Source organism: Paenibacillus lautus NBRC 15380, assembly GCF_004000945.1.
Classification (GTDB): domain Bacteria; phylum Bacillota; class Bacilli; order Paenibacillales; family Paenibacillaceae; genus Paenibacillus_AQ; species Paenibacillus_AQ lautus.
The window spans coordinates 97,642-118,282 of record NZ_BIMF01000010.1 but is presented as its reverse complement, the minus strand read 5'-3'; the positions used below and the strand labels follow the sequence as shown (position 1 = coordinate 118,282).

Sequence of the window (20,641 nt, the reverse complement as noted above, 5' to 3'; positions counted from 1 at the left end):
TATAAGGCGCAGGGATGTTAATCTGTATTTGGATTACTTGAAATTACTCAGGCTTTAGCCGGATGGAAGGAATCATTCGAATGGAATATATCTATGAATCAGCCCAGCGCAGCTACGAGGATTTTGCAAGCGGCCGGGTTCTATATAATGCGCAGGGAACGACTTCGTTTCCTGTCAGACTAGCCAGCGAGATTGCCCAGCGGTGCTTTCGACTATTGGAGCAAAAAGGGGTACAGGGACCGTATACCTTGTTCGATCCCTGCTGCGGCGGGGCGTATCTGTTAACGGTGGTTGGGCTGCTGCATGGGCAGCGCCTTCATCGCGTCATCGGCTCCGACATTAACGCGGAGGTGCTCGGCATAGCCGGGAAGAACCTGTCGCTGCTCCGTGAAGAGGGGCTGGAACAACGCACGGAACAGCTAAAAGAGCTGTTGGCGTTGTATCATAAGCCGTCCCACCAGGATGCGCTGCAAAGCGCTGGCCGATTGAGGGAGCTCCTAAGGTCGTCCCGTTTGGAAGAGGCGGTTTGTTTTCAAGCCGATATCACCCAACCGGAGGAAAGCCTGGCATCCTGCAAGGGAACCCATATCGTCATGACTGATCTCCCTTATGGGGATCTGGTTAGCTGGGGTGGCGGAAGTGATGAGCCGGTGGAGGATTTCTTTAACGGCATTCATTCCATCCTGGATCCTGCCTGTTCCGTGGTTGCCGTCATATCCGATAAAGGGCAAAAATTAAAGCATGACCGGTTTAAAAGGATTCAGCATGTGAAGGTGGGCAAACGGCAGGTAGCCATCTTTGAGCCGCTTTGATCGGAGGATGGCGGACAAAACCAAAGAACATCCCCTCGGTCCCTGCAGCCTAACCATTATATAAACTCTTCTCCAAAAGAGGCTCCCACATCAACCCGCTGTTGACGTCATGTCAAGAGCGGGTTGTTCTTATTGGTCGTAAGAGGGAGTTAACAGGCGGGCATCTTTCACTATAAATAGAGAACGTATGTTCGTTTAAAATCTAAAAAAATATAGCATTTCTTGTGGAATGCCAGCTCGTAGATAGAACTCATGTAAGGACTCACCCGGTCCGGGAGCCAGATCCGCCGTCAATAGGGCAATGGCAAAGCGGTTCGCTTGCCGCTCCAGTTTGCCCGGACTGAAATAGGAATGCTCCTCCAGAAAAAAGCGGCTGATTCCCTTATGGAGACGGTCATGCCCGAGCTCATGCGCGCATACGAAGCGCTGCCATGGCGGTGGCAGCTGATTGTGGATGACGATGAATCTCCGCCTTAGTTTACGGAAATACAGCCCTTTGGTCGTTTGGCCTAAATCTGCAAATCGAATATGTATGCCCAAGGAAGTCGCAATTTCAAAAGGGCAGTTGGTATGATGTTTTTTGATCAGCTGACGGATTAAGGGTTGTAAAAAATCATCCATGCCGGTTCACCTGCAATATTGGTTTTGGTTGAATCGTTGTAATCGGTATGTATCTCCTTACATGTAGATTTATTTCTTGCGCTTGTTCATCTGCTTGGCTTCCCAGAACAGTCCGGTCAGGACGTCCTTGATGCGCTGCTTGTCCTCCTCGTTCAGAGGGACGCCGTCAAACATGAGCTCACCGTCATCCTCAAGCATTTTCTTGAAATCCCGTTTATCCCTGGAGGTTGCCCAAGCGGGAGCCGAGATATCTTCGTGCTTGGCAGCATCCTGCTGCAGATAACCTGCTTTATTCATCAGCTCTTCATAGGGAATTTCGAGTGCCTCCGCCATTTTACGAAGCGTTTGCGGCTTGGGTATGCCCCGCAGCCCATTCTCGATCCGGGAGATTTGCGATCCGCTGATGTCGGCGGCTTGGGCCAGCTGATTGATGCTCCAGCCTTTGTTCTCCCTCATCTCTTTCAAGTATGATCCAAATATGCGTTCCACGTTCCGGCCACTCCTCACCATAGTCCATCTGAAACATCTATTTATAGTATAAACACAACCCCTTCCTTTGCCAACAGGTAAAATAAAAGAGAGTATCATTGCCAAAAGGCAAGGATATGAAAGATATGACCCATATTCCCGTGAATAGTTCGCCCATTTTGAAGGTTTACGCCGGTCTCCAAATAGTGGTATATTAATGAAAAATACGAACAAAATACGAACACGTGAGATGAGACAACCTTCTGCCAAATGGCAAATCAAACCTCGACAATGACAATCCAAAGGGGAGTGTTTCCTAATGAATCCATTTTTACCGGAATTGGATCGCAGAAAGACCCAAAGTGCTGTTGAAGCGATATTCGAGAAATATCGTATCTATAAAACCATTACATTCGAAGTCAGGGAAACGAGCGTGACCGCATCCTACACGGAACGATTTCACGGACCGACCAACGTAACCTCGGACCAAACAGCAACGGTTGCTATATATAATGTAGATATGCCTGCGGCCAGGAAGCAGTATTGCGAGACGATCGAGTCAATCGTAGAACGGCTTGGCGAGCGGGAGCAGACGCTGATTCGGGAACGGTACATGAAACAGGACGACGTATTCGATTACAAAGTGTACAACCATATCCTTGAGCCGCCGGTCAGCAAGGATACGTATACCAAAATCCGCACGCGGGCCTTCTACAAACTGGCACTGGCTCTAGCAGACAGGGGGCTGTTGAAGCTGCAGGAGTTGGAGAAAGCCGCAAAGAGCAAAATGAGCTGAATAAGCGCCGAGCGAGCATGGATCATCAAATCGAGCCAAAACCGGAGGACCTCAGAATGGAGGCCCTCCGGTTTTTTTTGTTTCAAATGGAGGGCAGCGTTGTTGAGGAAGAGACCCAAGAGAACTGGTATATAATCAAATATACGAACATAGGTTTGTACTATTTTCCGCCGACATTCCACTTAAAGTTCCACATTATCCGTCCCATAAGACGTCAGCGCATCCGATTTAGGGGTGTAAGATTGTATTATCGGAAATGAAGTTAAACAGAGCATACCGAACACACACAGTGTAGATGTGAGCCGGCCTTAAGAAGGACCGGTTTTTTGCTGCGGCTTTAGGCTTTGATTTCTTCATTTCCGATCCCTATATGAAAAGAAAGGAGGGGGCCGTGTTGTTCAAGCATGTGACCGTCGTAAGAAGCTGGCTATCCCATCACCGACCGGAAGTCACTCGGCCATCTGCGGAATGAGAGGGGCGGTCAAGCAGGCCGTTCTAGATATCGTTCCGGAGCTTGAAGGCCAAATATATGACATACATCCGCCGGATGGGGTAAGCGAGCCTTTTTATGGTGTCATTACGCTGGGAGAGGACGTTTGGAAATCCTCATGGGCAGGGTACCGGCAGGTGGTGCGATTGAAGCTGTATGCAGATCGTTCCGAATTGCATCAGTTGGATCGCTGGGCGGAACTTCTAATCCCGGGACTTCATCGAAAGCGGGTTATCGGAGCCGATGGGAAAGCATTCAAGCTTCATTATTTGGGTGTGCCGGAAGCCGACAAGTTCGATTCTGTTTCAGGCAAAATGGTTCGGATCATGCGATTCGGCGTCTATGTGCCTCAGGCATCCGGGGCCGGTTCCACCGGACAACCCGACGAATGGCTGCATACACTGACAGCCTGGACAGGAGAAGTACTGGGCAATCCTTGGCGCACCTATCATACGGCATGGCCGGCGGGGCGGGAGGATCATGCCGTCCTATGGCGGATGACGGGCTGCCAGACCAAGATGGCGGGAGCCTCGATGTTCGAAGTTCGCAAAACCTTTACCGGGCATATTGCCGCTCTTCATTCCGCGGACGAGCAGCTCACCGCTGCAAGGCTGGTGGAGGAGCTTGGTACCCAGGTCCAGCTGATGCTGGATTCACAGGATCGCCGCTATTTATCCGTTGCGGAGATTACCTCCGATATGCAGGCCGATCCCATTCTGGACGGGCAGCTGAAGCTGACCCTGGCGCAGCGGAAGATGCGTTCACCGGAGGAAGCCGCTTTGATCAGGCGCGTTAACATTCATCCAATTTTAAAGTGAGGTGGTCACAATGGCTGTGAAAAAAACACTCAAGACTGAAGCTCGCAGTATCAGCGCTCCGCGATATGCGCTCGATGAACTCGAAACACACGCCAAGGAACTGTTCGAGGTTCGGGCGGAGGTGCTCGCAGGTGCTATGTATGGGGCAGACGGAGAGCTGTTCACGGTAACCGAAGTTAAAGAAAGAATCCAACAATTTATGAAAGCGAAGGTGGACTAATCATGGCAGGTGGAACATGGGAAAGCGCAAATAAACCGGTACTTCCGGGTTTGTATATGAATTTCAAGGCGGCCGCCGCGTCGGCTGTTCAGGGCGGATCCCGCGGTACGGTCGTCGTGCCGGTTAAAGCCAATTGGGGACCGGTGCGCGAGTTCGTGGAAATCGGAAGCGAGTTCGCGATTTCCGAAATGTATTCTGCGGATAGCCAGGATGGGGCTACGGCTTACGAAACGCTTTACCTGGCCTTGCTTGGCGGGCCGAAGAAGCTGCTGGCTTATCGCCTGGCAGATAACACGGCGGCAGCGTCTAGCGTAACGCTGCAAAATGCGGAAGCCACGCCTTCCGATGTACTGAAGCTGCAGGCCAAATATCCGGGCAGTCGGGGCAATGGCTTCTCCGTAACCGTGCAGCCGTCGCTGATCGACCCGACAGCACGCGAGCTTCGCCTCTATGAAGGCGCCAAACTGCTTGGTACTTATACAAGCCTGGACGGGACAGCAGCGTCGATTGCGGCGCAGATCAATGAAGACGATGAGAACCTCTGGGTAACGGCTACCGCATTGGAAGCGGCCGGCGTTCCTGCTGATGTGAATGGAGCTGTGCTGTCCGGAGGCAAAAGCGGCAACGGCGGCCTGACGAATGCTGATTATATCGAGATGCAGGATGCGGTCGAAGGCCAGGAATTCAATGTGCTTGCCCTGGACTATGCTGCAGATATGGCTCTGCTGCAGAGCTTTGCGGCCTGGGTGAAGCGTCTTCGTCAAGAAGGACGCGGCGTGATGGCCGTATTCGGGGGAAGCGTAGCGGACGATACCTCCAAGGATGCAGCCAAACTGGCGGCAGCCCGCTCGCTTGCATTGAACCATGAAGGGATTATCAATGTAGGTACGGGCGTGCGTCTGTCCGGCGTGAACTACAGTTCTGCCCAGACGGCTGCTTATGTGGCCGGGCTTATTGCGGGTCAACGCTTGAACCAATCCGCTACATACGCGGTAACGCCATTCGAAGATGTGACTCGCCGCTGGACCCGATCCGAGCAGGAGCAGGCTGTACGCAATGGCGTGTTCGTCCTGTTCTACGACGGTCGCCAGGTAAAGGCGCTGCGCGGCATCAACACGTTGGTAAATCCGGCGGAAGGCCAAAACAATGCCTGGAAAAAAATCCGTTCCATCCGCGTGATGGATGCGATCCATGCGGATTTGCAGCTGGCCGCGGAACAGACCTACATCGGTAAGGTGAACAACACGGAGGAAGGCCGTCTGGCGCTGATCGGCGCCGTGAAGGAATATCTCGCTTCGTTGTCGCTGAGCAATGTCATCGAGCCGGACGGCTATGACGTCATTCTCGATCCGGCCTACTACGGCGATTCCGCCGTGAACACGCCGGAGCCGGACCAGGTCTTCCTGCAGTGGAACGTGAAGCTGACCGATGTGATGGAGCAGCTGTTCGGTACGTTTTACGTGCAATAATAACGAGTTCGTCGATCAGCGTATTTAAGATGAGACGGACTGCCCGGAGAGGGCTTTTTCAAGAAAAAACTTATCGAAATCGAGGAGGAACTTAACATGTTGGATGCTTCAAGAGTCATTATGGGGACATACGGCCAGGCATATATTGACGGGGTTTGGCAGACGCACATTAACAAGCTGGAAGCCAGCGTGGAATTGGAGAAGCGCGAGCTAAAGCTGGTCGGTAACGACTGGACAGTACACAAAAACGGCAGCAAAAAAGGAACCGGCACGATGAGCGGTTACAAGGTCACTTCCGATATGATTTCCCGCGGCTTCACCAAATTCGATATCATCTCCAAGTTGGATGATCCCGAATCCTACGGCCATGAGCGCGTTCGCCTGATCCGCTGTATGCCGGACAAAATCCAGCTGGCTAACTGGACGGCCGGTGAAGAAGTGCAGGAGGAAACTTCATTTACCTTTGAGGGGTACGAGCTGTTGGATCCGATTCAGGGGGATTAAGAGGTTTCTTATTATCAAGGCCAAGTGCGGCGTAAAGCGGGGGTTCGCCCGGTAAGGAATGCCTGATTCGGGCGAGCGTCGCCCGCCGCAATAGGAAGATGAAATCTATTATTTTATGAGTAAAGGAGAGATATATACGCATGAGCTTGCATGAGAACATGAGCGAAGAGCAAATTTTGGACAGTCTGTTTGAGGCAGCCGAGAAGCTGCCGGAGGAAACGGTACGCATTAAGCGCCTGGATATGCAGATGGTGCTGCAAGGCTTGACTTCGAGCAAGGTGGACAGCATCCGTGAGCGCTGCACGGTTCGCCGTACGGTAAAGGGTGCGGTGGATGAGAAGGTGGATACGGAGACGTTTAATGCGCTGCTAATTTCCGAGGCGACCAGGAGTCTGTCGGTGAAGGGTTTGACGCTTAGTGGTTGGGGCGATCCGCGAATTACAAGCCGCTTGAAGCTGTCGGGCGGAGAGCAGGCGGTTCGCCGGATGCTGCTGGCCGGAGAGCTGGATGCCGTTGGCGATAAGGTGCTGGAGCTGTCCGGATTCGGAGTTGAGATTGCTGACCTAAAAAACTGATCGGCTCCGGGGGAATGACGACGATGCTGTATCATCTATGGGTCCGGCATCACCTTCGTCCCGGAGATTTTTGGCGGCTCCCGCGAGGCGAGCGCCTGCTGCTGCTCGCTTTCACCCAGGAGGAGATCGAGGGCATGGCCGGTCAGAGTTTGAAGTGAACAGGAGGTGAAACGAAATGGCTGAAGCCATGAACTACCGCATGAATCTGGTCATCGATCCGAAAAACGTGATCAAGGCCAACCGCGAGCTGCGGGCGATGGAGCGTTATTTTGAGCGGATCCAGGGACGCGTTATGAGAATCGGGCGTACCCGGATGGCGCCTGAAATCGTGCTGAAGGACAGCGCCTCGAAAGGGCTGGACAACCTGCTCGCCAAAATGCAGCGGGTGAAGTCGCAAGTCATCCAAGCCTCGGCGAATGTGAAGCTGAACGTGCAGAAGCAGATTGATACGAATTTGAATCTGAGCGTGCAGAAGCAGATCGAGGCGAGTGTTCAGGTGGATCTGCGGGCGTCAGGGCTTGATTTTTCTCCGTTGACCGATGCGTTGACGGCGAATACGGCTGCGGTGGATAAGCTTACGGCTGCGCTTGGATCGCTTCAGCTTGGGGGCGGGGGTAGCGGTAAAAAGTCTGGATGGGATACGGCTCTAGGCATTTTAGGCGGTGTTATCACCGTGGGTTCCACTATGAAAAATGGTGGCCAACTATATGGTAAAGGAAGCAAGATGCGCGAAGCATGGAGTAAAGATACACCAGATCCTACACCAGCCCCTAGGACGGCACCTAGGCCCAATGGGGTTAGAAGGGGGGGCGGCCGTGGATCCAATTCCAATCAAAGCCAGGCTGCCCCGACCCCGAATAGCCAAGGGGATAAGCCACTAACCAAATGGGGTAAGCGTTTTAACAAAGCTAAAACACTGGGAGATTTCATAGAAACTGCAGGCAACACAGGAAAGGGAGCTGTGACATTACTCAAGGATGCCGTGGGTATGACGAAAGGAATGTTTGGCGGCGGCGGGGGCAGCGGCATCGTATCCGGAGGCGCGGCGAGCGCTGCCAAGACGGGTGCTGGATCAGATGCAGTAAAACAGGCGGCTGACGGTAGCGCTGGAGCAAGTGCAGTAAAAAATGCCGGCAAAAGCGGCCTAGGCTCCGGCTTGATGAAGGGGCTTGGCAAAAGGGTTCTTGGCCCGTTGAGCTATATAGCCGATGCGACCGCAATCGCTACTGCTAAACCGGGAAAAGAACGAAACCAAGCGATAGGCTCTACCGTAGGGGGCGGCATCGGAAGCACGATCGGCGGCCTCGTCGGCTCCGTGATTCCAGTTGCAGGCACCTTGATCGGTTCTACGCTCGGCGGCACCGTAGGAAGCTTTATTGGCGAGAAGGTGGGCGGCGCTATCACCGGTGTCAGCGAACAGTTCAAAGAAGGCAAGGAGAAAGTGTCGAAATGGTTCTCCAAGACGTTTTCCTTCGGAAAAAAAGACAAGGAAGCCGTTCAATCGAAGGAGACTCCTTCCAGTTCGGCTGCCCTTCCAGCTCCCATCATTCCGAAACCAGCACCGGCTGATTTTAGCAAGCCGCTGCTGCCGAATCCAGCATTGAACCCGACATACGGCCCGTATGTGCCGCCTAGCCATACTGCAAGCATGAGTACTTTTGGTCCACCCGCGAGTGCAGCGCAAAACCAAGCTTTTGCAGGGAAGCCGATGTCCCCGCAATCCGTTCAGATCAGCCCGGAGCAGATGAGCACGATATCCGGCTTGCTGATGGATTTCAAAACGGAGACAACGGTGAACTACAATCTACCTCCAGGCGCGGTGCAGGTTACGGTGCATGAGGAGCACCCGATTGATGTGGAAGGATTGATCCTTCTGATCGGGCAGCGGCTGAGAGCCGAATTCAGCAAAGCGGCGCAGAACCGGAAGCCGACTCCGATGGCCTATTGAAGATGATGGTTAACAGCAGGCATGAAGTCGGTTCGAAGGCATCCATACAGAAAGGAGGGGGCCAAGTTGGAGTTTCTTTTGAAGAACGGAAAAGGCATGACGTTCCTATTCCCAGTGAATCCCGAAGAGGTGACCATTTCACGTCAAAAGGGACTGGAAACGGCGACGATTCTCAACTATGGGGAGTTTGATTTTCCACAAGGCCATCGGATCAAGGAGATATCGTTCTCTTCCTTTTTCCCACAAGAGTATGATGCAGCTTATTGCAAAGGTAAAGAGACGGATCATATTAAACCGCAAACCGCGATGAATAAACTTAACGAGTTTCTGGCATATAAAACGCCATTACAATTCGTCATTACCAAGACGGCGGTGAATGTGCCGGTGTATGTCGCTTCCCATCAGTCCACGTTCCGTGGCGGGGAGGTAGGGGATGTGTATTTTGACATCACGCTCCGGACATGGAGCGAAATGAAGGTGGCCAAAATGGCTGGCAGCAGCGGGGCAGCGGGAAGTAATAAAAAGCCCCGGGTCGACATGAAGGAAAAGAACAAGACGTACACCGTGAAGGCAGGAGACTCACTCTCCAAAATCGCCAAGCTGGAGCTCGGGGACAGCTCAAAATGGAACCAGATCTACAAGCTGAACCAGAAGACGATCGGTAAAGATCCGAACGCCATCAAGCCTGGCCAGAAGCTGGTGCTGTCATGAGTTATAAGGTGATTTTGCAGGATCAATACGATTTATCTCCTTTGGTGGAAGTTATCAGTCTGCGGGATTCACTTGAACAAGTCGCTTATCAGGGAACCGTCAATCTGGTCGTAACGCCGGATATGCCGCCGATCTCGCCGGGAATGGCGATCCGGATCAGCGGAATTCCGTATGGTAAAAAAGATTATGTTCCCCTGCTGCACCCAGCTGTCGTGTGGGAAGTGGAAACCTCGAATAACGGCGTGAAGCGGATGACCCTCACGCTGTACGATCGGACGGTATATCTGGACAAATCGGAGGATGAATATCTGTTCCCGGCAAAGCAGACCGCTACCCAGCGATTCAAAAAGTATGCGGCGGACTGGAATTTGAAAATTGCGGTTTTGCCCGATACCGAGAAGTTGCTGGGGCGTTCCGTTTACCGGACGCAGTCGATCTACGCGAGCATGTTCGCTGATCTGCGGGAGACAGCCAAAGCCGGCGGCAAGCTGTATCATCCGCGGATGATCGCTTCAGGGCTTGAGCTGTATGAGTTGGGAACGAACAAAGAGGTTTACATCCTGGAGGCTATCACGGATACTACGCAATCGCGGACGCTGGAGGGTGCGGCGACCAAGGTCAAGGTGCTGGCGACAGCCGCAAGCGAGACCGGAAAAGAGGTTCCTTCCAAGGTGATGGCCATCGAGGAGAAGGATATCGCAAAATACGGCCAACTCCAAGCTATTATTCAGGATGATGAAGTAAAGTCGCCTGCGGCCGCCCGTCAGCTGGCCCGGAGCAAGCTGAGAGGGATTCGGGAGACCATCTCCCTCAATGCACCCGATATCAATACGATCCGTGCCGGAGATGCGGTCATGCTGGGTTCAATGAAACTGCTCGTGATCTCCGTCAGCCGGGAGCTGGGCAGTCCGGGAAGCATGATGCTGGAGCTGGGGAGTTATGACGATGTAAAAAGGAGGTTTTACCTTGAATAAAGACCCCTATGGACAATTGGCGTCCTCCTTATATGCCTCATTGAATAAGCAAACCCGTCAAGCCATGGGCGGTGTAGGGGCAGTGCTCGGCACGATTACCTCGACGGGACTCAAGCTGGATGATTTCAAGCATGAGCTTCAGGACTATATGGTGGCGGAGCTACCTGGAATGCTGTCCTTGCCCCGTTATACGGCAAAGGGCACCGTAACTTTGGGGGGCCAGCAGCAGGATATGACGTTTGATGCCGAAGAGAACGATGTTGAAGATACCCTTTTTGAATTGGGAAAAGGTTTGAAACCGGGAGACCGTGTGCTCGCCGTTCGGGTCAACAGCGGCAATGACGTGGTGGTTGTATGCAAGGTGGTGAGCAGCGGTGGCTAATTTATTCCCGGAAGGCGATGACATGATCTGGACGGATGCGACCGACCCGGATGTACTGGAAGGGGACGGGGCTGTTTTTGGACGGAGCTGGCGGTATGATTTTGAAGCCGGCGAGTTCGTGATGTCCCCGACCCGGAAGATTCCGGTTGCGGATGAGAAGGAAGCCTGGGTCATCTGGTGCGAAAAAGCGATTCGCACGCCGCGTTACCGTCATTTGATCTATACGCGCGATTACGGCAGCGAGCTGGAGGAGCTGGTCGGCAAAGGCTATGACCGATCTCTGCAAGAGAGCGAAATTCAGCGCATGGTGACCGAGACGCTGCTGGCAGACGCGCGGACGGAGAGCGTGGATCAGTTCCTTTTTGAATGGGAAGGAGAAGCTTGCCGTTTCAGCTGCCGCATTACGAGCGTTCGGGATGAGACGGAAATTATAGAAAGCGTGGTGATCTGATGGCAGATTTGCCGTTGTATTTGTTGGATCAGACGGAAGAGAACATTATGAACCGCATGCTGAACAAAGTGCCTTCGGACATCGACAAGTCGGAGGGCTCTTTTATTTGGGATGCGCAGGCACCGGTCGCGTTTATGCTGTCCGAAGCAGCCTTGTGGGCACAGGAGCTGCTGCGTCGAGGCTTTGCGAGCACCGTGGCAAGCGATCACCCGGATATCCGGTCTGCCGAACTCGATTTGAGGACGGCAGAGCATGGGATTACCCGGCGGGAAGCGGTCGCTTCGTCCGGCAGCGTTGTGTTTACGGGAAAACCGGGGACGACCGTGCCCGCCGGAACCTATGTCGCTACGCCAGCCGATGAGGGCTCCGGGGAATCCTCCGTGGAGTATGTGACCACGTCAGGCGTTACGCTGGGTGACTTGGGTACCGGTACGGCCCCGATCCGAGCCGTCACGCCGGGCAGTAATGGCAATGTTCCTGCAGGCGTCATTCAGCTCATGATGACGTCAGTCAGCGGTGTAACCTCGGTTACGAACCCGGAGCCCACGCGGAGCGGGACGGATACCGAAAGCGATCAGTCGCTTCTGGAGCGTTTTTACGCCAAAGTCCGCAGCCAGGGAACGAGCGGCAACAAAGCCCAGTACATGCAGTGGGCCAATGAGATTGCCGGCGTAGGCGGCGTGGAAGTGGCGTCGTTGTGGAAAGGACCCGGTACCGTCGGGTTGTATCTCATAGATACGGACAAGCGTGCGGCAAGCCAGGATATCGTGGATGCCGTTCAGCAGCACATCGACCCGTCCCAGGATGGACAGGGAGAAGGCGTTGCTCCAGCGGGTCCGGTTATCACCGTGATGCCCGCGGCGGAAGTTCCGATCGATATCTCCGTCAAAGTGCAGCGCACGCAGGAGCAGCCTTCGACGATGGAAGAAATCCGGAAGCTGATCGAGGACGGTGTTCGAACGTATTTACAACAGATCGCTTTTATCCGGAAGGATCCTTTGGTGAGGTATACGCGGATTGCCGCCGTATTGCTGGATATCCCGATTATCGTCGACTACTCGGATTTGACGATTAACGGCCATACCGAGCAGCAAAATATCGAAATTGGCTCCGGTCAGGTAGCGGTGCTCGGGACGGTGAGCGTAAGTGAATAATGCCCGAATGAACAGCTTGCGCGGTCGCGAGCTGTTTTCTTATCTACCGGCCTATTACGAGACTTCCCGTGTCATGCAATCCGATATGGATGCCAAGGGCAGCGAGTTGGATGCGCTCTACCAGGCGCTGAACTCAGCCGCAGATCAGTTCTATGTCCGCACAGCAACCTGGGGCTTGGAGCGCTGGGAGATGGAACTCGGCATTCCCACCGACCGGAACAAGCCGATCGAGCAGCGGCGGGCGGTGCTGGAGTCCAAGCTGCGCGGAGCGGGAACCTTCTCCGGGGTGCTCGTGAAAAACGTGGCGGAAGCTTACGATGGCGGCACGGTTGAGGTATCTTTTCAGCCCGAGGAATGGGGCTTCATGGTTAAATTCGTGGATACGCTCGGCATCCCGCCGAATCTGGAGGATCTGAAGGCGGCGATCGAGGAGATCAAGCCGGCGCATCTGGCGGTGGCGTATGCGTTCAACTACTTGCTCATACGCGATATTCATGACGTGATGACTTTGGGCGAGCTGGGGCAGACGCCGTTAAACAAATTTGCAGGAGGTGTTTGAGTTGTCCAGTAACACACCGAATTTAGGATTGTTGAAGAAAGACCCGATGGTGGATGGCAATGAGACCTTTAACATCGAGACGATGCTGAATGAGAACTGGGATAAGGTTGATGAGGCTGTGGGGAGAACTGGAGGATACGGAGTTACGACTCAGCCTAAAGCGAACGAATATGAGGTTAATCTCTGGCCTGCTCCAGCAAGGCTTACTGCTGGGATACGGGCTACCGTAAAGGTCAATGTTGCAAGCACTGGAGCACCAATGCTCGATATTAATGGTTTAGGGGCAAAACCAGTACTTAAAACAAGCGGCAGTTCCGCAAGTTTTAAGCAGGATGGTGTGTACTCAATGGTTTATGATGGTCAGGCTTTTATCTTACAGGGTGAAGGGGGTGAATACGGAACAGCTACACCCGCAGATGTGTTGGCACCCAAAACGATCGGGACGGACGAAGGGGTAAAAACCGGGACCATGCAAGATTTAAGGGGCGAGAACCTGCCTGCTGGTTGGTTCAACGCTGAAAGAAAGACGACGGTTCAGGTCAATCAACCGCTATCGGGCTTGGTGGATGCTTACACACAGTATGAAGTAGACATGCCGACACTTCTTAGCTCCAACATCAAAAACGGGGTTCGAGTTTTTGGTGTGGATGGTGATCCGAATGTGGTGTCTACAGTAGACGCCACGGCAGCTGCTGGAGACATGCTGTCGGGAAAAAACGGTTACGTCAAAGGCCAGAAAGTTGTAGGTAACATCCCTGTATTAACAGGTGTAAGGAACGCTACAGGCACGGCAAAGTGGGGTGACGGATCCTTAGCTGTGTATCCCGAACGAGGATATCAGCAAGGCGGTGCAGGGGAAGGGGAAATAAAGGTAACGGTGCCCCAGCTACAGAATGCGGAACCACAGCTTAAAGCAGAGAACATCCGAGCGGGTGCGTCGATGTTCAACATTCCAGGAACCGCCGGATCCATTAAAAGGGTCGTTCGGGGGAGCACCACCATTGAACAAGGGCGTGACAGGAAATCCGTAGACATCAGAAGTTTCGGGCTGAACCAGGACAACACCCTTCTTTACTTTACGGTAAGGACAGCAGAGTTTTACCCCCATAAGTACCGTGTACAAGGGATACCTGCTGGCTCTTCCCCGTTACCGTCGAGCCCTCTTAGTCGGATTGATTTTTACTTGGATTTCGAAGGTGTCGGATCCATTAAATACATCGAATATCAACTGGTCGAATACGAAGGCGTAAAAAGACGAATGGCTGGGTACGCTTCCAGGGATACAGGATCAAATCCCGCTATCGTTAATTTGTCTCCGGCTGTAACCGACATGAGTAAGTGCATTTTAATAGGCTCCTACTCTACCAACCAAACGACAGGTGGTCATTACGACCCTTTATTGCAATTCGGAAGTGTATCGCAGCTCAACCTGTACGGGTCTACAAACCCCGGTTTTCGCGAAGATTGGTTTTACCAATTAATCGAATTTTACTAACATACCAACACCAGAAACGCCTCAAGAACTGCAGCCGGCGCTTTCGGAGCAAGTAACTTCCCTAAAAACTGAAAATGAATCCTTGAAGAATAGGGTTTCGGACGTCGAAATGACGCTTACCGAGATCCTATTTTCATGAGGGAAGGTGATTGCTGATGCTTAAAGATTTTCAGGTGCGAGTCGTAGCTAATGCCTGCATTACTCGGGTAAATGAGGGCGAGAGCACTATTGATCAAGTCGTATCAAATTACCCAATGCAAGCAGATGATAGCGAAAAGGTTCTGGCTCATGTGTATGTTATCCGTCCGGATCTTGTACCGACAAAATAATATCAATTTCATGCTTCGGAGTGGTCCCTGGCATTTGTTTCGGGTCGTCTTTTTTTATGATATAGGTATTATTGTATGGAGCAATCCTTAACGGGAAATTTATTCTATGAAAAATATTAAATATTAGAGGTTTCTTATTTGTATAGATTTTTTCTGACCCCAATTGAATAGAAGGATGGCAGGCTACCAATTAAAAGAGAGGAACAATAGATATGATTGTTCATGAAATGCAAACTTCTCTGAAAAGCGTCCTGCAAACGAAATTTATAGACATCTCACTAATCTCTAAAGAGGACAATGCATCACTACCCCCAGCCCCATACTTCCAAACCGAATTACCCCTAGCCGAGTTCGAGCCGATATCGACAAGTCGATATGCGGCTCGTTTTCGTTTCCGCATCTCTTACGTACCAGTGGAAGGGAAGCCGGTGGCAACGATCATGGACGAGATGCTTGAAACGTTGACATCACTTGATGTCGAAGGTCGTCCGTGCCGCGCCTCATCAGTGGCATGGGAGCGGCCAACGGGGAATGATGGGACATCAGGAGAAGGATATTTTCGCGCAGAGTATGTCATTCAGCTGACGACCGATCAGGTCAAAACGGAAAGCAAGATGCAAACATTGAAACAGGGAGGCGGATTGAAATGAGTAAAAAAGAAACAGCACCGACGTTCAACAAACACCAGCTGGCACAATCCAATCAATTTAGTAATCGCGAGAAGGATGTGCTGATCGCCATTCTCGAAGAGGGCAAAACGTACACCGTTCAGCAAGCGAAAGAGCAACTCACCACATTTTTGAAAAAGGAGGTCATCTAAATGGCCGGAGGAACATGGACAACACCCAACAAAGTAAGACCAGGCGTTTACACCCAAATCTCATCGCAGGAGCAGCCAATCGGGCGCGTAGGTGAAAGGGGGATTGCCGCACTGGGCTTGTCCCTTCCATGGGGAGAGCCGCAAAAGATTCTGACAATCAAACCAGGTACCAACCTGGTTGAGGTGCTGGGTTATGATATCACGGCACCGCAGCTGCTTTCGGTAAAAGAAACCCTCAAGCGTGCTGGCACACTTCTGTTGTACCGCTTAAATAGTGGCGTACAGGCGGCCGGTTCTGTGGCCGGACTGAAAGCAACTGCTCTTTACGGCGGAGAGCGTGGGAATGACATCCAGATCGTTGCTGAGAACGCGGTGGATGATCCCGGAAAGTTTGTGATCAGCACGCTGCTGAGCGGCAAATTTGTAGACAAGCAGCTTGTAGCTAGTGCAGCAGAACTGCAGCCGAACCTGTATGTAACCTTCGCGCCGGATACCGGCGATTTGGCCGCAACGGCAGGATTCACACTGACAGGCGGCGCTAACGGCACTGTAACGAACCAAGAGCATGTGGACTTTCTTGCCGCGCTTGAGGTCCAAGACTTCCAGACCGTTGGCCTGTTGTCTGCGGACCCAACGCTCAAGTCCCTGTATACCGCATTCATCAAGCGGCTTCGCGAGCAGGAAGGAAAGAAGGTCCAAGCTGTATTGTCTGACTATCCGGCTGCGGATTATGAAGGTATCATCTCTGTGAAAAATGGCGTTGTTCTCACTGACGGCTCCGTCGTAGACAAGGTCAAGGCGGTCGCCTGGGTCACTGGAGCCACGGCAGCGGCAGCAGTCAATGAATCTTTGACGTATGCGGCTTACGATGAAGCGGTGGATACCGATGTTCGTCTTAGCCATACGGAGATTGAAGAAGCGCTGACGAATGGCGAGTTCCTGTTTAGCTACAGCGGCGGCAAAGCCGTAGTAGAGCAGGATATTAACAGCTTTACATCGATTGAGCCGGCCAAAGCGCGCCATTTTTCCAAAAATCGGGTGGTCCGCGTCCTGGATGGCATTGCGAATGATCTGAAGCTGATTTTCGAGAAGTCCTATATCGGGAAAGTAGACAACAATGTGGATGGCCGGACGCTGTTTTGGGCGGAATGCGCGGCGTATTTTGCGTCTTTGCAGAATATCGGGGCTATCCAAAATTTCGATGCGAACGAAGATATTGTGGTGACGCCGGGCACGGAAGGCGATGTGCTGTTTGTGGATATCAAGGTACAGCCGGTGGATGCGATTGAAAAAGTATACATGAAAGTGAAGGTGGTCTAAGATGGCATTTTTACGGGCAAGCGACACGATTTCGGGGCAAGAGGGAAAGGCATTCGTCAAGATTGGCGACCGTATGGAGGAAATGTTCTACATTAAAACACTGGAAGCTACGGTGGAGAAGGAAAAAGCCGAGCTGAAAACGATGGGCCAACGCGCTGTACAGCACAAAGCCATTGGCTGGAAGGGCAGCGGCACGATGACCATTTATTACGTGACCACGCTGTTCCGCGAGCTGATGATGGAATACATTCAGACCGGCAAAGACGCCTACTTCATGATCGAAGTGCGCAACGAGGATCCGGGCTCGTCGACGGGACGTCAGACGGTTATTTTGGAAGGGGTTAACCTGGATAGCGTGATTATGGCATCGCTCGACACCGAAGCGGAGGCGCTGGAGGAAGAAGTGGCCTTCACGTTTGAAAATGTGCGGATTGAGACGCCGTTTAACCCATTAGCTTAATACTTAGCATAAATGAGGAGGAAGGAATATGAGCGATTTTAGCATGTTTTTTGCTGGGCAGTCGTCTGCGGAGATCACGGAGGAATTCGTGGTCTCTGTTCGTTTTAAGAACGCGGAAGGGAGCCCCGTTCCTTGGAAGCTGCGCAGCATCACGGAGGAAGAGAACCAGGAGTGCCGCAAAGCGGCTACGCGTAAGGTCAAGGGTAAGAATGGCGTCTTCACGCCGGAAATCGACCCGAACGACTATATGGCGAAGCTGATGGTATCGAGTGTCATCTTCCCAGATTTGAAAAACAGCGAGCTGCAAAAATCCTATGGCGTGCTAGGTGCAGAATCCCTGCTCCGCAAAATGCTGCTGCCCGGCGAGTTCGCCGCGCTTGGAGAGCGGGTGCAAGCCCTGAACGGTTTTGACCGCGATATGAACGAACTGGTGGATGACGTAAAAAACTAATCAAAGAGGGCGACGGTGATGCGAACTATGCGTACTACGCCCTCCATGAACTGCACATCCTTCCTCACCAGCTCATGGCGATGACGGTCCGGGAACGGGCCGCCATCTATGCCATGATTTCGATGCGGGTGGAGAAGGAGAAGCGTGAGCGAGTCCGGAAGCGGAGATAGGTTGTAGAAGAAGGGGGTGAGGGAATGGCGAGTGTAAAGGATGCACTCCTGCGCTTAAATAATTTAGCTAATGAAATGATCGTGAATCAGCTGTTACAGCTTGAAAACAGCTTTCAACAAACTGTTGATCAAATTGCTGAGGCAGCAGCAGAACAAGAGCAGCTTAATGAACGGATTGAACAAGGGGAGAAGAAAGCCAGCAGGCTTGGCAATGCTTTTAAATTGCTCAAATCTGTTTTTAAAGCAGCCGATTTTGTAGCCAAAATGACGATAGTTCCAGCAGCCAAAGAACAAGCATTGGAAGACTTATTTAAAGTTAAGACTGGTAATGCCGAGGTAGGTTCCGCCATATTCGAAAACGTGAAACAGAACGCATTGAAAACCGGAGTTGATGTTAACGAATCATTAAATAATGCACTATCATTCATGTCGATGACTAAAAACTCAGATCAAATCTCGCAATTAATTGGTTTTGCTGATCGAATGAGCGTACTCTCCTCCGGTAACAAAAGCTCGAAGGATGCAACTGCAGCAATTATGAGTGCGATGCAGGGTGATACTAGCGCTCTAGCTAAAAATTTTAATATTCCTGATTCCCAGCTTAAAAGTTTTAATTCGGAGATCGTATCATCGAAGGGCAATTTCACAGCGTTTCTTTCATCCATGGACAAATTGCTTCAAAGATCAGGTATGACACAGGAAGCTATGGATAACATGCTGAATTCACCAGTTAATAAGTGGAAGCAATTAATGGGGTCCGTGAACGATTCTTTTGTTCAGATGGGAGGTGGGGCGTTAGCTGCAATTATGCCAATTCTAGATATGTTAAATGCAGCTTTTGAAAACGGGACTTTCCAGCCTTTTATTGATGCTATATCCATAGGATTAACCGTAATTGCTGAGGGGTTTTTGTGGGTAGCGCAGATGATCCCTCCAGCCTGGGAATTCATTAAAGCAACGATTGCTGGTGTCGGTAACACCATATGGAGTCTGATCACTATATTTATGGGGTTACTTCCTGTTATCGTTTTAGTGGGTGTTTTTTTTGCGATGTTAAATGCAGGGATGATCATGGGGAGAATATCGGCTTATGCATTTGCGGCAGCTCAATCCCTGATGGCCACGATTACGAACATCGCTGCAGGAGCGATGAGAATATTTAATATGGTTATCAAAGCCAATCCTCTTATGCTATTAATTTCATTAATTATCGCTGCAATGGCTGCATTCGGGGCTTGGAAAGTGGTGACGCTGGGCCTTAAGCAAATATTCAGCAACGTATTCGGCTTCATTGTCGACCTGGCGCAAAACACGGTGAACACTGTCATTTCCGTCATTAACGGCATCATTAAAGGTGTTAACACGGTAGCGGGCTTTTTTGGAAAGGTCCTTGGTGTGGATACCAAGCAAATCGCCGAGATTGAGTATAAGGCAGACTTTACGAATTTTAAAGACACCGGACAGAAAGGCATAGAAGATTTCTCCATGGATACATTTAAGGATAAATTCATGCCGGATAAGAACCTGGGCAAGAACAACGAGGATCTTTTAAAACACTACAACACGGGGAAAACCGGATACGATGTTGCCGTTCCAAAAATAACCCCGACCCCGTCCATGCCTGCTATGCCCGCCATGCCAACGGCCCCAATTCCTGTAGCCCCTGCGGGCGGCAGCATCGATTCCATAGGCAAAGTGGACAACTCGGTGGACGTGGCAAGCGAGGATCTGAAGGTCATGCGCGACTTGGCGGAAGTGAATGCAATCAGCAATATGATCACCCTGACGCCGACCGTGCAGATGACGACGGGAGATATTAACTCCGGGGCCGATCTGGATACGATCATGTCGAGAATTAACCGAACGCTGGAGGAGCAGTTTGTGTCCAGTGCCGAGGGGGTGTACTTGTAGCATGAGCGATTATGGATTTTTTCTGAGCTTCAATAACCAGGAGGAGGTTTTCCGATTTCCGGTGAATCCTGAGCGGATTGACGTCAAGGATAGCGGTGAAGGTAAATCCTATACGGTCGCGGGGCTTGGCGAAGTAAATGCGATTCTGCATCCGAAGCTGACGGAGATTTCGTTTGAGAGCTTTTTCCCGGGCAGGGTGTATCCATTTGTACATCTAGGTTCTGACAAAAAGCTGAAGCTGCCGATTGACTACGTAAATACCATTAAAGGCTGGATGGAGACCCGCAGACCTGTTCGCTTTGTCATGACGGGCCTCGTTCCCGATCCGCTGAGCGGTACGGATGGTAAGAATGTGGTGCGGGCGATGAAGTCTTTTGGCATCAACATGGCGGCCTCCATCGAGAGCTTCAACTGGAATACGATGTCCGGATCGCCGGAGGATATTGAGTTCTCGATTACGCTTAAACGCTATGTGTTTTATGGGGCTCGGAAGGTGGTACCGGTAAAAGACAAAAAAGCGGCAGCCGTGAAGAAGAAAGACCGGCCGGATGACCGCAAAAAACCAACCTCCTATACGGTTGCCAAAGGCGACACCCTGTGGAGCATTGCCCAAAAGCTGCTCGGCAGCGGTTCCCGTCATGCGGACATCCAAAAACTGAATGGAATCAAGGACCATGAGGTCAGGAAGCTGGCCATCGGCCGGGTTCTCAAGATTCCCTAAAGAGGTGGCGCC

Annotated in this window: 25 protein-coding genes; 23 read left to right on the top strand and 2 right to left on the bottom strand. The window is 51.8% G+C overall.

What is annotated here, in order from left to right; all coding sequences use genetic code 11:
* Positions 1–80: 80 nt before the first annotated feature.
* Positions 81–812: a hypothetical protein gene (locus PLA01S_RS18310; RefSeq protein WP_127593456.1), complete on the top strand. Its 732-nt coding sequence runs from the start codon at positions 81–83 to the stop codon at positions 810–812.
* A gap of 195 nt (positions 813–1,007) precedes the next feature.
* Here the strand turns inward: PLA01S_RS18310 and PLA01S_RS18305 are convergent, their stop codons facing one another.
* Positions 1,008–1,433, bottom strand: a complete 426-nt coding sequence (locus tag PLA01S_RS18305) for an ImmA/IrrE family metallo-endopeptidase (RefSeq protein ID WP_127593455.1) — start codon at positions 1,431–1,433, stop codon at positions 1,008–1,010.
* A gap of 69 nt (positions 1,434–1,502) precedes the next feature.
* Complete coding sequence (locus tag PLA01S_RS18300; protein WP_100539183.1) at positions 1,503–1,922, bottom strand: helix-turn-helix domain-containing protein; 420 nt, start codon at positions 1,920–1,922, stop codon at positions 1,503–1,505.
* A gap of 298 nt (positions 1,923–2,220) precedes the next feature.
* On the opposite strand from PLA01S_RS18300, the gene PLA01S_RS18295 reads away from it, so the two are divergent.
* The 22 genes from PLA01S_RS18295 (at position 2,221) to PLA01S_RS18200 (ending at position 20,629) form a co-directional block, all read left to right on the top strand.
* Positions 2,221–2,697, top strand: a complete 477-nt coding sequence (locus PLA01S_RS18295) for an ArpU family phage packaging/lysis transcriptional regulator (RefSeq protein WP_127593454.1) — start codon at positions 2,221–2,223, stop codon at positions 2,695–2,697.
* A gap of 468 nt (positions 2,698–3,165) precedes the next feature.
* Entirely contained in the window at positions 3,166–4,005 is an 840-nt protein-coding gene (locus PLA01S_RS18290) for a hypothetical protein (RefSeq protein ID WP_127593453.1), read from the top strand.
* 10 nt (positions 4,006–4,015) lie between these two features.
* Complete coding sequence (locus PLA01S_RS18285; protein WP_100539180.1) at positions 4,016–4,225, top strand: YqzN/YkzM domain-containing protein; 210 nt, start codon at positions 4,016–4,018, stop codon at positions 4,223–4,225.
* Between the two features lie 2 nt (positions 4,226–4,227).
* The gene (locus tag PLA01S_RS18280) at positions 4,228–5,694 is read left to right on the top strand and encodes a phage tail sheath family protein (protein ID WP_127593452.1); all 1,467 of its coding nucleotides are present in this window, start codon (positions 4,228–4,230) and stop codon (positions 5,692–5,694) included.
* A 96-nt stretch (positions 5,695–5,790) separates the two neighbouring features.
* Positions 5,791–6,198, top strand: coding sequence for a phage tail tube protein (locus PLA01S_RS18275; protein WP_009594594.1), 408 nt, complete (start codon positions 5,791–5,793; stop codon positions 6,196–6,198).
* Positions 6,199–6,338: 140 nt separating this feature from the next.
* A complete protein-coding gene (locus tag PLA01S_RS18270; protein ID WP_127593451.1) occupies positions 6,339–6,773 on the top strand; it encodes a phage tail assembly chaperone in 435 nt (144 codons plus the stop codon).
* 14 nt (positions 6,774–6,787) lie between these two features.
* Entirely contained in the window at positions 6,788–6,931 is a 144-nt protein-coding gene (locus PLA01S_RS32045; protein WP_164817456.1) for a hypothetical protein, read from the top strand.
* 17 nt (positions 6,932–6,948) lie between these two features.
* Positions 6,949–8,721 carry a hypothetical protein gene (locus PLA01S_RS18265; RefSeq protein WP_127593450.1) on the top strand — a complete coding sequence of 591 codons (1,773 nt, stop codon included), beginning with the start codon at positions 6,949–6,951 and terminating at the stop codon, positions 8,719–8,721.
* A 66-nt stretch (positions 8,722–8,787) separates the two neighbouring features.
* Positions 8,788–9,432, top strand: coding sequence for a lytic transglycosylase (locus tag PLA01S_RS18260; RefSeq protein ID WP_127593449.1), 645 nt, complete (start codon positions 8,788–8,790; stop codon positions 9,430–9,432).
* Positions 9,429–10,406 carry an XkdQ/YqbQ family protein gene (locus PLA01S_RS18255; RefSeq protein ID WP_127593448.1) on the top strand — a complete coding sequence of 326 codons (978 nt, stop codon included), beginning with the start codon at positions 9,429–9,431 and terminating at the stop codon, positions 10,404–10,406. The genes PLA01S_RS18260 and PLA01S_RS18255 overlap by 4 nt, the downstream gene beginning before the upstream one ends.
* Entirely contained in the window at positions 10,399–10,788 is a 390-nt protein-coding gene (locus PLA01S_RS18250; protein ID WP_127593447.1) for a hypothetical protein, read from the top strand. Before PLA01S_RS18255 ends, PLA01S_RS18250 begins: the two co-directional genes overlap by 8 nt.
* Positions 10,781–11,239: a DUF2634 domain-containing protein gene (locus PLA01S_RS18245; protein WP_127593446.1), complete on the top strand. Its 459-nt coding sequence runs from the start codon at positions 10,781–10,783 to the stop codon at positions 11,237–11,239. The genes PLA01S_RS18250 and PLA01S_RS18245 overlap by 8 nt, the downstream gene beginning before the upstream one ends.
* Entirely contained in the window at positions 11,239–12,393 is a 1,155-nt protein-coding gene (locus tag PLA01S_RS18240; RefSeq protein ID WP_127593445.1) for a baseplate J/gp47 family protein, read from the top strand. Before PLA01S_RS18245 ends, PLA01S_RS18240 begins: the two co-directional genes overlap by 1 nt.
* The gene (locus tag PLA01S_RS18235) at positions 12,386–12,952 is read left to right on the top strand and encodes a YmfQ family protein (protein ID WP_164817463.1); all 567 of its coding nucleotides are present in this window, start codon (positions 12,386–12,388) and stop codon (positions 12,950–12,952) included. Before PLA01S_RS18240 ends, PLA01S_RS18235 begins: the two co-directional genes overlap by 8 nt.
* A 1-nt stretch (position 12,953) precedes the next feature.
* Complete coding sequence (locus PLA01S_RS18230) at positions 12,954–14,447, top strand: hypothetical protein (RefSeq protein ID WP_127593444.1); 1,494 nt, start codon at positions 12,954–12,956, stop codon at positions 14,445–14,447.
* 541 nt (positions 14,448–14,988) lie between these two features.
* Entirely contained in the window at positions 14,989–15,426 is a 438-nt protein-coding gene (locus PLA01S_RS33055; protein ID WP_127593443.1) for a phage tail terminator family protein, read from the top strand.
* Positions 15,423–15,596, top strand: coding sequence for a hypothetical protein (locus PLA01S_RS32040; RefSeq protein WP_164817462.1), 174 nt, complete (start codon positions 15,423–15,425; stop codon positions 15,594–15,596). The genes PLA01S_RS33055 and PLA01S_RS32040 overlap by 4 nt, the downstream gene beginning before the upstream one ends.
* The gene (locus tag PLA01S_RS18220; RefSeq protein WP_127593442.1) at positions 15,597–16,916 is read left to right on the top strand and encodes a phage tail sheath family protein; all 1,320 of its coding nucleotides are present in this window, start codon (positions 15,597–15,599) and stop codon (positions 16,914–16,916) included. It abuts the gene before it with no gap.
* A 1-nt stretch (position 16,917) separates the two neighbouring features.
* Entirely contained in the window at positions 16,918–17,376 is a 459-nt protein-coding gene (locus tag PLA01S_RS18215) for a phage tail tube protein (protein ID WP_009594586.1), read from the top strand.
* Between the two features lie 28 nt (positions 17,377–17,404).
* Positions 17,405–17,827 (top strand): phage tail assembly chaperone, encoded by a 423-nt coding sequence (locus PLA01S_RS18210; protein WP_076324761.1) that lies wholly within the window; start codon positions 17,405–17,407, stop codon positions 17,825–17,827.
* Between the two features lie 194 nt (positions 17,828–18,021).
* Complete coding sequence (locus PLA01S_RS18205) at positions 18,022–19,908, top strand: phage tail tape measure protein (RefSeq protein WP_127593441.1); 1,887 nt, start codon at positions 18,022–18,024, stop codon at positions 19,906–19,908.
* Between the two features lies 1 nt (position 19,909).
* Entirely contained in the window at positions 19,910–20,629 is a 720-nt protein-coding gene (locus PLA01S_RS18200; RefSeq protein ID WP_127593440.1) for a LysM peptidoglycan-binding domain-containing protein, read from the top strand.
* Positions 20,630–20,641: the final 12 nt, after the last annotated feature.

Excerpts from the sequence above, each read along its gene's own strand:
- PLA01S_RS18280 (WP_127593452.1), top strand. The coding sequence starts at position 4,228 with ATGGCAGGTGGAACATGGGAAAGCGCAAATAAACCGGTACTTCCGGGT.
- PLA01S_RS18215 (WP_009594586.1), top strand. The coding sequence starts at position 16,918 with ATGGCATTTTTACGGGCAAGCGACACGATTTCGGGGCAAGAGGGAAAG.
- PLA01S_RS18290 (WP_127593453.1), top strand. The coding sequence starts at position 3,166 with ATGAGAGGGGCGGTCAAGCAGGCCGTTCTAGATATCGTTCCGGAGCTT.
- PLA01S_RS18285 (WP_100539180.1), top strand. The coding sequence starts at position 4,016 with ATGGCTGTGAAAAAAACACTCAAGACTGAAGCTCGCAGTATCAGCGCT.
- PLA01S_RS32040 (WP_164817462.1), top strand. The coding sequence starts at position 15,423 with ATGAGTAAAAAAGAAACAGCACCGACGTTCAACAAACACCAGCTGGCA.
- PLA01S_RS18220 (WP_127593442.1), top strand. The coding sequence starts at position 15,597 with ATGGCCGGAGGAACATGGACAACACCCAACAAAGTAAGACCAGGCGTT.
- PLA01S_RS32045 (WP_164817456.1), top strand. The coding sequence starts at position 6,788 with ATGACGACGATGCTGTATCATCTATGGGTCCGGCATCACCTTCGTCCC.
- PLA01S_RS18265 (WP_127593450.1), top strand. The coding sequence starts at position 6,949 with ATGGCTGAAGCCATGAACTACCGCATGAATCTGGTCATCGATCCGAAA.
- PLA01S_RS18255 (WP_127593448.1), top strand. The coding sequence starts at position 9,429 with ATGAGTTATAAGGTGATTTTGCAGGATCAATACGATTTATCTCCTTTG.
- PLA01S_RS18275 (WP_009594594.1), top strand. The coding sequence starts at position 5,791 with ATGTTGGATGCTTCAAGAGTCATTATGGGGACATACGGCCAGGCATAT.
- PLA01S_RS18295 (WP_127593454.1), top strand. The coding sequence starts at position 2,221 with ATGAATCCATTTTTACCGGAATTGGATCGCAGAAAGACCCAAAGTGCT.
- PLA01S_RS18205 (WP_127593441.1), top strand. The coding sequence starts at position 18,022 with ATGGCGAGTGTAAAGGATGCACTCCTGCGCTTAAATAATTTAGCTAAT.
- PLA01S_RS33055 (WP_127593443.1), top strand. The coding sequence starts at position 14,989 with ATGATTGTTCATGAAATGCAAACTTCTCTGAAAAGCGTCCTGCAAACG.
- PLA01S_RS18270 (WP_127593451.1), top strand. The coding sequence starts at position 6,339 with ATGAGCTTGCATGAGAACATGAGCGAAGAGCAAATTTTGGACAGTCTG.
- PLA01S_RS18200 (WP_127593440.1), top strand. The coding sequence starts at position 19,910 with ATGAGCGATTATGGATTTTTTCTGAGCTTCAATAACCAGGAGGAGGTT.
- PLA01S_RS18210 (WP_076324761.1), top strand. The coding sequence starts at position 17,405 with ATGAGCGATTTTAGCATGTTTTTTGCTGGGCAGTCGTCTGCGGAGATC.
- PLA01S_RS18310 (WP_127593456.1), top strand. The coding sequence starts at position 81 with ATGGAATATATCTATGAATCAGCCCAGCGCAGCTACGAGGATTTTGCA.
- PLA01S_RS18305 (WP_127593455.1), bottom strand. The coding sequence starts at position 1,433 with ATGGATGATTTTTTACAACCCTTAATCCGTCAGCTGATCAAAAAACAT.
- PLA01S_RS18240 (WP_127593445.1), top strand. The coding sequence starts at position 11,239 with ATGGCAGATTTGCCGTTGTATTTGTTGGATCAGACGGAAGAGAACATT.